The organism is Chryseobacterium ginsenosidimutans, from assembly GCF_039536845.1.
Classification (GTDB): Bacteria; Bacteroidota; Bacteroidia; order Flavobacteriales; family Weeksellaceae; genus Chryseobacterium; species Chryseobacterium ginsenosidimutans_B.
Window position 1 is genome coordinate 728,543 of the sequence record NZ_BAAAZJ010000003.1, and the last position, 12,605, is coordinate 741,147.

The 12,605-nt window shown below is 34.9% G+C and carries 9 protein-coding genes; all 9 read left to right on the forward strand.

What is annotated here, in order from left to right:
- The first annotated feature begins 28 nt into the window (after positions 1–28).
- The 9 genes from tssR (at position 29) to ABD745_RS03470 (ending at position 12,587) form a co-directional block, all read left to right on the forward strand.
- A complete protein-coding gene (gene tssR, locus ABD745_RS03430) occupies positions 29–2,428 on the forward strand; it encodes a type VI secretion system protein TssR domain-containing protein (protein ID WP_344825211.1) in 2,400 nt (799 codons plus the stop codon).
- 93 nt (positions 2,429–2,521) lie between these two features.
- Entirely contained in the window at positions 2,522–3,025 is a 504-nt protein-coding gene (locus tag ABD745_RS03435) for a DUF4280 domain-containing protein (protein ID WP_344825214.1), read from the forward strand.
- A gap of 18 nt (positions 3,026–3,043) precedes the next feature.
- Positions 3,044–5,494, forward strand: coding sequence for a glycosyl hydrolase 108 family protein (locus tag ABD745_RS03440; RefSeq protein ID WP_344825217.1), 2,451 nt, complete (start codon positions 3,044–3,046; stop codon positions 5,492–5,494).
- 8 nt (positions 5,495–5,502) lie between these two features.
- Positions 5,503–6,411: a hypothetical protein gene (locus tag ABD745_RS03445; RefSeq protein WP_344825221.1), complete on the forward strand. Its 909-nt coding sequence runs from the start codon at positions 5,503–5,505 to the stop codon at positions 6,409–6,411.
- Positions 6,412–6,607: 196 nt separating this feature from the next.
- Complete coding sequence (locus ABD745_RS03450) at positions 6,608–7,138, forward strand: hypothetical protein (RefSeq protein WP_344825224.1); 531 nt, start codon at positions 6,608–6,610, stop codon at positions 7,136–7,138.
- A gap of 160 nt (positions 7,139–7,298) precedes the next feature.
- Positions 7,299–8,261 carry a hypothetical protein gene (locus tag ABD745_RS03455; RefSeq protein ID WP_344825227.1) on the forward strand — a complete coding sequence of 321 codons (963 nt, stop codon included), beginning with the start codon at positions 7,299–7,301 and terminating at the stop codon, positions 8,259–8,261.
- A 191-nt stretch (positions 8,262–8,452) separates the two neighbouring features.
- Positions 8,453–8,857, forward strand: coding sequence for a type VI secretion system tube protein TssD (gene tssD, locus ABD745_RS03460; protein ID WP_344825230.1), 405 nt, complete (start codon positions 8,453–8,455; stop codon positions 8,855–8,857).
- Positions 8,858–9,140: 283 nt separating this feature from the next.
- The gene (locus ABD745_RS03465) at positions 9,141–11,636 is read left to right on the forward strand and encodes an ATP-dependent Clp protease ATP-binding subunit (RefSeq protein ID WP_344825233.1); all 2,496 of its coding nucleotides are present in this window, start codon (positions 9,141–9,143) and stop codon (positions 11,634–11,636) included.
- Between the two features lie 81 nt (positions 11,637–11,717).
- Positions 11,718–12,587, forward strand: a complete 870-nt coding sequence (locus ABD745_RS03470) for a lytic transglycosylase domain-containing protein (protein ID WP_344825236.1) — start codon at positions 11,718–11,720, stop codon at positions 12,585–12,587.
- Positions 12,588–12,605: the final 18 nt, after the last annotated feature.

The following is a 12,605-nucleotide window of genomic DNA, read 5'->3' on the forward strand; positions in this document are numbered from 1 at the left end:
AGCGCACCAATCATAAAATAAAATTAGGATGAAAAATAAATTTCCTCTAGCAGCATATTACGTAGGAGTTTCGGTTTTATTGGTAAGTTGCCAGGTAAAACTACCATCGAAAAGAACCCCGGAACCATCACAATACGGACAGGTTGATAATTCATCTGTTGTAAATGGTTTTCCTAAAAAATCAGTTCCTTGGATTGCTATTTCAGACAGATCAAGAAACACGGCTTATCTCGATAAAAACGACGAAAAATCTTATAAAGAAGTTAAGTTTTTAGAGCCTTTAATGGTCTTAAAAAACAGAGACGGAATGGTAAAAGTAGCAGAATATATTCCAGATGCTTTAATGAAAAAAGTTTCGTCGAAAGAGATTAAAACATATGGTTGGATTCCGGAATCCGAACTTCTTCTCTGGAGCAATTCTTTGAAAAACGAAAAGACAGGTTTTCCTGTGAGAGTCGCAGTCTTACCAAGTAACAGCGAAGTGATCAGCAGCTCTGAAAGATATTATAAAAACGATTCGATTATGGTGTTTAATTCACCAAGTCTGATCGAGCAGGCAAATGTGAAAATTCCAAATGGACAGATTGTTTACGTTTATAAACAAGCAGAAAATAACAAAAGATTCTTAGTCGGAAAAAAGCCAACTATTGATATAGACAGCATTAGTACGAGTTTGTATGGTTGGGTAAGTTCAAACGTAGTTTCAGCTTGGGGAGAACGTTCCGCGGTTAAAATGAAAAATACGACAGGCGTTACAGAAACAGCTTTAGGTCTTCATGAAGGTTCTCCGGGAGGAAATGAAACGGAAAACAGAACCGCGATTCTTTTGACGGATGTAAACAAAAGAACACCTCTGGAAAATATTTATCCGGTAACTTTACCATTAAATGAACCTCCGACTCCGGATTCGAAAACGAAATATTTTACGAATGTTTTAGACTACAGTAAAAATTATGTTTTCAATGTATTGGGTGAGGAGATTTATTTTGACCGTTACAGAGAAATTACGGAAAGAAACAAGAGAATTAATATCGTTTTCGCTTTAGATATCAGTGCTCAGAATGCGCCTTATGCTCCGATTGTAAAGTCTTTATTGCAGGATTTACAGCTTAAATTCGAAAAACCTTCTTATTTTAATCAGGTGAAATATGGGGTTGTTTTATATAAAAATAATTCCTGTGGAGATAATGTTGCTGTTTCGAATTTAAGCACAGATTACAGCAAAATAACGACATTCATTGATCAGAAAACTAATGAAATGAACTGTCCGAGTAACAGTGGTTATCAACCTGTAAATGAAGGTTTAATTGCTGCCGGAGACCTTCTTTCTAATGTTCCTGATGAAACCAATATTGTGGTAGCAGTCGGAACTTCGGCCAATCAAAGCGGAAACATGTATGGCGTTATCAATTCTCTTACGCAGGCTCAGGCAAGAATAATTATGTTTCAGACAAGCGCAAGATCTTCAGATACTTACAATGATTTCGTCTTAATGTCTGAAAATGTAGTAACCAACACTGCAAAAAATATCGCAGAATTAAAGAAACAGAAAATCATTGACCAGAATGATGTTTTAACTAAAAATAATTTCAATCTGGTTGAAGGTGACGAAGGTTTCTTCTCGTTAAATTATCCGAAACAAAGTATGGCTCAAGGCTTTGTCATCTTCCCTAAAAAAGGGGATATCGCAACTCCGGGTTATCTTAAAAAATCTGTTGACAGCTTAATTGCTCAGGTTACTTTGGATAATACGACTTTGGATAAATCGTTAAATCATTCTTTCCATTCATTAGTAGGAGCCGGAAGAACGCATGTTGATTCGAAGTATAAATATCTTTATCCGGGACTTATAAATCCGGTTCCGGCAGGAATCGCAGCACAGTTGATTAATTATGGAAGCCCATTTTTAGTTAAAGGATATATTCCCAAAGAATTGAAAGATTACAAACCGGGATTAGAGAAAGGTATCTTAATTTCTGAAACAGAATATGATAATTTAAAACTATTCTATACAGAAGTTTACCAAAAAACGGGAGCAGAAAGATCAGATTTCAGTCAGTCAAATGCTATCAATGAATACGTAAGATTGTTGAAAAAATATAATCCGACCATAAAATTCCTTGATAAAGGAGATCTTTACAAGAAACCTATGTCTTACGCAGTTGGAATAAGTACAGGTTTTGATAATTCTGAAGAAGAATTAATGTCAAAATATATGTTGAAAGGCTGGAAAAAATCAAAAATTGTAACGAATGAAACCGTAAGGTCATACTTCCGTCATTACAAAGATCTGGCAGAAAGAATGCTGTCACACAGAAACGATCCGGCTGTGAAAATTCAGCAGAACGGACAGACATTTTATTGGTTGAATGAGTACTTTATGCCAACGATGGCACCAACCGAACAACCCGAATATACTAAACATTAATAACTTATAATATCAAAAGCGGAAATAATTTTCCGCTTTTTCTGTTTTTTGATGTAAATTTTTTATCTTTGGTATTACCCAAATCACAGTATTATGTCACAGCAATCATCACCTCATGATGGCAAATATTTTGTCGTACAGAAAGGTAAAGCCCAGTGCAATCAGGGTGATAAATTCCCTCAATATAAAGTCACTGCACATCAGAAACATTTTTGGAATGATTCTGATGGAAATGCAGATTTTCTTGGCGTAACCGAAGATGACCTTCAGTTTAATCCTCCCGGTCCAAGTTTCGGACAATGCAAATTGAAGCCGACTGCCGGCGGATATTTACCTTGTTCTTACGCTCCAGCCGGAAAATGGCAGAAAACTTATGATAAAGTAAAAATCATGGGCAAAAAGATCGTAACAGAACTTTCTGAGCTGCAATGTGTCATCGGTGGAAAAATTACCATCAATGATCACGGGCAACGGGGACAGATGAGCAAACAGAACGTGAAAAATGCCGACAACAAAACGGTACAGCACATCAATCCTTTGGTGAAAATGCAGGATTTCAAAGAAGCTGTCCTGGAAAGTGAATTAGACGCTTATTAACTGTAAACACTTTCGATTATGTCAAAAAAAGGAGTTGCAAAAATTTCCGGAAATCCTTCACCAAAAGTAGGGGAGAAAACTTCATACGATATCACAGATTGGTATCCTTCAACCCCGGAAAGCGAAAGAAATCCGGCTTTGGTAACTTGGGAATTGTTTAAAAAACGTTCCGACGGAAGTTATACAAGTACAAACATCAAGAAAAAAGGAGACGGAAGTTTTACTTTTGGTGAAGTTGCTGCCAAAAATACATACCGTTTAGAAGCTTATCTTCATGAGCCTGAAGGACAAGGTGCTACAACAATCGATATTACACCACAACCAGCCGGTATTCCGAAGATCAATAAAGTTGAATTGCGTTACGTTGATGATGCTCCGGGAACTGTTTTTAGCTATAATGAAAAGTTAGTCGCAAAAGCTCAGTGTGTGAATCTTACAGGACAAAAACTGGTGTTCACCCTTTGGGAAGACGATGCAACCGGAGACGGTCATAGTGCAAATAATTTATTCGTTGACAGTAAAGAGGGTATTGTTGACAGAACCGGAAATGCAACCGTTGAATTTGTTTTAACAAAAGCATTAATGCAGAAAGCTTCCAAGGGTGAAAAAGATCCTAAAGAATTGGAGTTTTATGTTACGGTAGAATATTATAAAGATAAAAAACATAGTACCGACAATATTAATGTAAAAAATCCCGATTATAAGCCACCTGTTCAACAGCCGGCATCTGCAGCACCTCCAAAAAATAACGCTCCGGCTCAACCTTCAAAAGCCCCGCCAAAAGCTTCCGGTTCACCTGCTGCTTCCAAGCCTTCATCTAAAAAAGAGGAAAAAGGAATTATGGATAAAGCTGCGGAATGGTGGGATGAGCTCTGGGATTGGGGGGAATCTAAAGGTACAGTAAAACCAGAGAAAAAACCGACTGTTCAGAAGCCGGAAGGAAAGACGACGAGTGTTGTGAAAGATCAGGAGATGAAAACAACAGATTGTGGTGAAAAATACTGTATAAAAAAAGGAGATAAAAATGAAGTGATTCGGGAAATCAACATCAGACTTGCCGGATTCGGAGGAAATGTTCCTACGGATGAATTTACAGACAAAACTGAAAAAATGATAAAACAGTTTCAGAAGGATTATATGAAAGTCCCTGAAACAGGTAAAGTTTGTGGAAATGTACTAAGAGCTATCGATGAGTTTTCTATTAATTTTGATTTATCCGCAACGGTCTGGAATCAACTTGGATGTTCATGTAGCACAAAAGGAAAAGAAGTTGTAAGCAAACTGAGAGCAGTAAAAGAGCTAAATAAATGCAATAATTTTGGTGATAAAACAGGGGAGAATACCGAACCTGAAAAATCAAATAAATATGAATTTCCGGGTATTCACAGATCTCTTTTGTTTGGATTGAAAGCAGCTTTGTTTTATTTAAGTAAACAAAAAACATATAGTTTCGGAAAAATAAGTTCAGGGTACAGATGCCGATTTAAAAATTTTAAAACGACCAATCACCAGGGGAAAGCCATAGATATTCAGTTTGATAAAGGGAAATGGCAGATTAGAGGTCAGCTTTATAAAAATATAGCAGAGCTTACCAAGATCAGGGAGGATATTTTTTATAAATATCTTAACGCTAAAACGAGCTGGACTGAGAAAAATAGCTTCAGCTTAGAACCCATCGGATTGAATTCGGACAACAGTCTGGTCGATTCTAATCATACCTATAGCTGGATACATTTAGATGTAAGAGAGTTTGATAAAAAATATATGGATGACAAATATTTCTGTAAAAACTCAGCTTCGTTAAATGGGAAAGGAATATTACAGCTAGCTCTGGAGTCAGGATTTGTGAATACATGTAACTGTATGAAGAAATTCGAGTCACAGCAAAAAAGTTCAACTACACCTGCTGCAACAGATTGCGACAGCAAATTTAAAAAAGTAGCACCGATCATTCTTAAGCATGAAGGAGGATTTGTAGATCATCCGGATGATAAAGGTGGAGCAACCAATAAAGGTATTACATTTGCAACTTGGAAGAAATATGCAAAAGAAGATGTAAATGTAGAACCGACGTTGGATAATCTAAAAACAATTACCGACGAACAGGCAACTACGATTTATAGAAAAAGATATTGGGAGCCTAAAGGATTCTGTAAAGTTGAAGATGAAAGAGTAGGATTAATGGTATATGACTGGACAATTACATCAGGTGGTGCTGGTAAACAGGTTCAGAAATTGCTGAAAGATGAATTTGAACAGGATATCAAAGATGACGGAACAATTGGTTCTAAAACGATTGAAGCAATAAATAATGCTCATGATCAGGATAAGTTATTAACGAGATTAGCCGAAATCAGAAAACAATACTACACGGATCTGACTTTTACAAAAGGAAAAAAGAACAGTCAGGATGTATTCCTGAAAGGCTGGCTAAACAGAGTGGATGATTGCCTAAATTTTAAACCTTAAATAAAAATATGAGATTTTTAATACTAAGTTTTTTACTGATTCTGAGTTGTAAAGAAAACAACGCTAAAGCTACTGATAAGGAAGTGGCCATCAGTGCTCATGTAGAAAACAAAAATGAAGTTGCGGTACAAAACAATTGGTCAGGAGAATGGATCTACGAAAAAAAATCAGCAAATGCTGATGTTCCCGAAGAGCAGTTCACTCTTACCATAGTTCAGGAAGGAGATCATATAAAAGCACAATATTGTGCCATAGCCAATAGTGGTGATAAAATAGACTGTGAAAGTGAGGAAAAATATAATGTAACCGGAACCCTTCAAAACGGGAAAATTGTAGGAGAATTTTTTAGCTTTTTTGGAACATCAGGAAATAAAGGAAAGTTTGAAATTTCAACAATCGATAATAATAAAATTCAGTGGAAAGTTACTGGTGCGCCGAAAGGAGATTTTTATGCACCGGATAATTGTGTGCTTGTGAAAAAAAGCAATAATGCTGTATCAGAAGTGTCTTCAGGTAATTCGGACAGTAAAACGGCAAGTCTTTTACCAATCGATTATAAAGATTTGGAAAGTAAACAACAATTTTCTGCTCAACCCGAAGACTGGTTACAGAAAGCCTTTCTGAAAAAATTTGATCTTACCGCGGATTCAAGTATTAAGATTTTCTCAGAAGACGGCTATGATATATATCTGATTAAAAATGTTGGAGGAGACAGTGAATTGGTTTATGTAATATCTACAAAAGAAAATGCCATTCTCAATGGGATGAATATTGCCGACAGCAATGGAGACAGCGAAACTGTAAAGACATTTTCTATAGATGAAGATGATAATATTTCGATTTATAATGAAACGGGGAGCAAAAGAAAATTGACTGGAAAATACGCTTATAATCAGGGGCAGTTTATTAAAAAATAAGTTATCTGATGCAGTTCTTTAATCAACTAAAATCAAATAAATAAATTAAAAAATAATAAAAAGAGGTTGTGCGTAATGCATGATCTCTTTTTGATTTTAGCAATCGTTTTTTTTCAATTAAATTAAAATAAAAATATTTTTAGATTAAAATTTATGGTATTTTTGATCAAATAATCACATTAAAAAGTAAACCTTTATGATTAAAAAAAACTTTATTGGTCTTTGTCTTTTGGCTGGGCTTTCTGTGATCTCATGTAGTAAAAACGAATCAAAGCATGGAAAAAACAAAGCAGATTCACCTGTTGTTTCCCAGTCTGAAAGTCATACTTCAAATTCTGTTCAAAAACCGGATGATGCTGAAACCGATTCCGCAAAAACTGGGAATGTAGAAGAAAAAAATCTAAAATCCACCATTTCAAAAACGGTAATTGAAGGGAAATTTGTTGCTAATACATGTGATGGAGGAAGATTTTCAATGGAATTTAAAAATATAGACGGTAAACCGACTTTTAAAATTTTTGATAAAGCAAAAGTAATCGCTGCAGGAAATGTTTCCTCCGAAAGTGACGAAAAAACAGGGGAAATAACCGCCGTTACAATGGGAGAAATTGGAGGCTTGTATGAAGGAGATAAAATTGTGGTTCAGAATTCAGGAAATTCAATGAACGAATTTGAACATTTTTCGCAATGTGGCGACAAATATCTGGAATTTATAAAACAGAAATAAACAATAACGATTTATAAGTAAACAGCATACGGTTTTGTGTGCTGTTTTTTGTTTGTTTTAATTCGCTATTCTGGGGATTTATAGAATTAAATACATCAAAAACTATTTTGTGAAACAAAATTTTTAGTCTAAATTAGGTTGGGTCAAAAAACAAAAATATATGATTGTTCATTTTATTCTTTCCGGAGAAACGCTGGAAAGTATATCTGAAGAAATTAATCTTGAAAATCCAAAATACCTCAAAGAATTTCACAATACACATTGTGCAAGAGAAGATCTTATACATGATAAGCTGGTTCCTCGAAAAAAACTTCTTCTTCCCGATCTTAATAAAATAAGAGAATACAACAGCAAAAATGACGCACCTTTCAAACATCCGAAATTGAACCCTGAAATCTCTTTTAATCCTGAAAATTTAAGTAAGATATATTCAGTTGTAAATACAGAAATTGAAGAAAATGAACTGGGAAAAAGAAGCAATATTCTTTCGTACACAGTTTCCGTAAAATGGATCAGAAGAGAAGGAGCTTTTCATTTTTTTCACCTGTTTAAAAACAATTTTTCCGATGAACATGGAAGTATGATGGCAGATCTTGCGTCACAATCCATCCGTTCTCTGAATCCGATTGAGGTGAAAACAGACCATAATGGTGAAATTGTAAATGTAAAACTAACTCAGGAAACAATCAATAATTTTGGGAAAATTAAAGAAAGATTATCCGATCTTTTCTCCGATAAATATGCAAAAATCTACCTTGATGAATTTGAATTTGCTGTTTTAAATAAAGAATTGTTCAACAGCAGAATGAAAGAAGATGTTTTTATTAAAAGCTATTTTGCACCTTTAAGAAACAAATTTACAAACGGAAAATCTTATTTCACACAAACAATTGGGGAAGAAAATATTTATATAGACATCCAGCAAAAGGTTGAAAGTGCGGAATATGATCAGGAAATTGTTCTTCAGCAGAACATGAATTTCCCGGAAAAAGATAAAAATTTCACAGGAAAATACGTTCTTTATACAGAAACAGGAATAGTTAAAGAATTTGAAATTCAATATAATATTTCTCAGTTTGGTGTGAAAAATTCCAGTTTTTTTACAGTTAAAGAATTATCCTAAACTCCTTTAAATAAAAGGAATGTTAAGTAAATGTTAAATCAATTGTCGTAGAATTACTACATTAAATCGTAGAAATACTACAAAAATTCAGATTAGGGTTTGAAAACTTTCAGAAAAAAAATTACTGCCCTATCTTTGTTAAACAATCACCGAATCACAAAATATTATTAACGATTAAAATTTACCAAATCATGGCAGCAAATTCAAGAGGAATCTTAAAATTCAACGGAGGAGAAGGTCAAAAATTATTAAAACTGAACTACAGTGTTTCAAGATCTACAGACGTTTCTGGTAGAGTGGCTTCAGATCCTTCAAACGCACTAATCAAACTTACAGTAGAAGCTACTGAAAAATCAGACATCTTAGAAAGCTTACTAAACGGAAAGTATAAGCCTACAACAGGCGAAATTACTTTCAACAAATCTCACGAAGAAGGTACTTTAATTACTTTGAAATGGGAAAACGGATATGTGATTCAGCATGAAATAGACTTCGACGCAGTAGACGAAAACAGCATGTTGATCAGCTTTATCGTAAGCGCTGAAACTATTGATTACGGAAATTCTAAATTCGAAGGTCTATGGCCATCAGCCTAGAAAATTTTACATGTTAACATTCATAAAAAAAGACTGTCCCCTTAAGACGGTCTTTTTTTACCACCAACACATTGTATATCTGATTACAATTTTCTTATACGCCGGATAAAATTGTTTTTCACATTATTAAGACATATTTTTATGTTCTGAAAAAAACTAATATCTTAGTAAGCAATAAAAATTCAGGTGATTATGGATTAATTTTTGCTGAGGTTTAGCGAAAACATAATCGGTGATATCACCACAATCAGATATAAATATTAATTTTGAGAAAAAATACACAATGGGAGTACTAGTAACCAATGAAACAGTAAAACAGCTTTTTCATATTGCACAATCTATAGCGAGGGAAAATTATAACGGAACTTACGGCGGACCGCATATTTTACAGGCTTTAATGCACAAAGATATTGGTCTTAATGAATTTTTAAAAAGTATCGATAAAGATCCTGGTTATTTCTACGAATGGGCAGATGTGAGGATTGAAGATTATCCCAAAACAACACACCTTCCAAACGAGATTGATGAAGATGAGTTTGTAGATAATATTGTGGAAGAAGCAGATGATATTCGTCTAAAATTAGGACTGGATGAGATTACTCCGGTTTGTATTTTAACGGCTATCGTAAAGCCTCAGGTTGCTTTTACTTTACAGCAATTGAAGTCTCTTCCTCTTAGAGAACATGAGATTTTCAATTTATATAGAAAAGATACTCCATACGAAACTTCGGAAAACGGAGAGTTTTCTTCAATTTTTTCGAATGGTTCAGATTATTCGGATAATTCTTTTCCTTCGATTAAAAGCTATTGTGTCGACAGAACAGCTCAGGCTAGAAAAGGCGAGTTGGAAAACATCATCGGAAGAGATAAGGAACTGAGAATGCTGGTTGAAATTCTTTGTCGAAGAAGCAAGCCGAATGTAATTATCATCGGAGAACCGGGAGTCGGAAAAACCGCTTTGGTAGAAGGTTTTGCTACTGAAATTATTAAAGGAAACGTTCCTGAAATGTTAAAGAACGGAACACTTTTAGAATTAGACACTGGAGCTTTATTAGCAGGAACTTCATACAAAGGCGAAATTGAAGACCGTCTTAAAAAAGTAATCAATGAATGTAAAAAGATCGAAAAAGCGATTTTGTTTATTGATGAAATTCACACTCTTTTAGATCCGAAAGGAAGTATCGGAAATGTTGCTAATTTACTGAAACCTGAATTGGCAAGAGGTGAAATTACCGTAATCGGAGCCACAACTCAGGAAGAATATAGAAAAATAATTGAGCCGGAACAGGCTTTCAACCGTCGTTTTGAAGTTTTAACGGTCAATGAACCGGATGAAAAAACATGTGTCAAAATGATCGACGTTTTATTAGACGGATACAAAAAACACCACGGAATTGAAGTTGAAAAAAACGCTCTTCCTGAATGTGTTCGTTTGGCAAAACGTTATTCAAAAGGTAAAAAATTACCTGATGCAGCGATTGACTTGCTAGACAGAACAATGGCAGCCATTAAAATGCTTGATGAACTTTCAGAAAAAGAACTCGAAAGCTGGAAAGTAACATATGAAGCACTTCAAAACGAAGAATATTTCGACGAAAAAGACAAAGCAGACGAACTGGTCTGGAATTATAATTTGTTGAGAGACAAAATAAGCCCGATTTTGTGGGGATCATTGAGTGAACAGCCGCAAATTGACAATTCAATGCCGGTTGATCAGATCCAGAAAATTATTGAAGACAGTTACGCGGAACTTTTACAGCACGCATCAAAGAAAAGAGAAAAAGTAGACCGTTTGGAATTAGCGGCTGTAATGGCAGCAAAAACAAACATTCCAATTGGCAAAATTCAGGCTCAGGAAAAAGAAAAGCTTCTGAATATGGAAGGTCTTTTATTGAACAGAGTTGTTGGTCAGGATCATGCTTTAAAAATCCTTTCTGATGCTATTGTTGAAAATCGAAGCGGATTAAATAAACCGGGACAGCCGATTGGCTCTTTCTTCCTTTTAGGACCAACAGGAACAGGGAAAACAGAATTGGCAAAATCTATGGCTGAATTGCTTTTCAACGACGAAAAGGCGATGGTTCGTTTCGATATGTCAGAGTTTAAAGAAGAACATTCGGCGGCACTTTTATACGGTGCGCCTCCTGGATATGTAGGTTATGAGGAAGGAGGTATGCTGGTAAATAAAATCAGACAACAGCCTTACACAGTAGTTTTATTTGATGAAATTGAAAAAGCGCATCATTCGGTTTTTGATGTCTTTTTACAGATCATGGACGAAGGAAAAGTGCATGACAAGCTTGGAAAAGAAGGAGATTTCAGCAATGCTTTAATTTTATTTACGTCAAATATCGGAAGCGAAGAAATTGTGAAACAGTTTGAGGAAGGAAAAATTCCGGAATCAAAATCATTAATGCAGATTATGTCGAATTCTGGACGTTTCAGACCGGAATTTTTGGCGAGAATTACAGAAATTATTCCTTTTGCACCGATTACAGAATCTATTGCGGAGAGAATTTTTAATATTCAGTTAAAATCACTTCATACTTCATTGATGAGATTAGGAATGAGCTTAAAAATCAGTGATGAAGCAGTAAAAAACTTAGCTTTAGGCGGATTCAGCAGCAAATATGGGGCAAGACAGATTTCAGGAGTGATCAGATCGCAATTAACAAGACCGATCTCAAAAATGATTGTAAGAGAAGAAGTAAAATCCGGACAAATAATTCATGTAGATTGGAACACAGAAGAGGAAAAATTAAACTGGAAAGTGGATTAAAGCAAAGAAAATAAGATAAATAGGCAAAGAAAGAAAATAATAAATGAATCTTATTCGCTTTCTTTGCCAAAATTAAAAACAATGAAACCAAATCTCAAAAATATCTTATTAACAGCAGTTCTGCTGATGGGTTCACATCTTGTGAATGCACAGTTTCTTTCGGCTTCTGATACTTCAGAAAGCAGTGTGAGAAGATATAAGAATATCATTAATGCCAATAAAGATATTGTCGATTTTATCGAATATTCTTTGGTAGAAAAAGGTTTGCCGAAACATTTGAGAAATCTGGCTTTAATTGAATCTCATTTTGACAGAAAAATTACTTCCGGAGCCGGGGCAGTGGGAGTTTGGCAGTTTATGACCGCTCATGCCAATCAGTATGGATTGACAGAACAAAACAGAACTGATCTCTATAAAAGTACCAAAACGGCAACAGTTTCATTAGCCAGTCTGTATAAAAAATACAACAATTGGGTTACGGTAGTTGCTGCTTACAATTGTGGCGAAGGAAATATTGCAAAGGCAATGGCTGCCGCAAATTCTTCTCAATACCATATTTTTTATAAATATCTTCCAGAAGAAACTATTAATCATGTTAAAAAATACCTTAACGCCTGTTATGCAACCGGAGAATTGCAAAGCGTTTTGAGTAATTATAATTCTTCCAGAATGAATACGGTTTTCTTTGTAAACGGAGGAAGCAAGAAAGATTTGGGAGGTCTTTCTGAAACTGAAATAAATGCAGGTTTTAATTTAAATATCATTGCAGACGAACTGGATGTGGAAGTAGACAAACTACTTTCATGGAATCCGGGAATTAAAGAAGAACTGCAACAGACAGGAGAAAGTACATTATATCTGCCTAAAGATTTGATGCCTGATTTTTTATTAAGAAAAACAAAAATACTTTCAAGATCAATGAAAGAAGGAAATACCACAAATACCAAATAATAAGAACACTAAGCGATA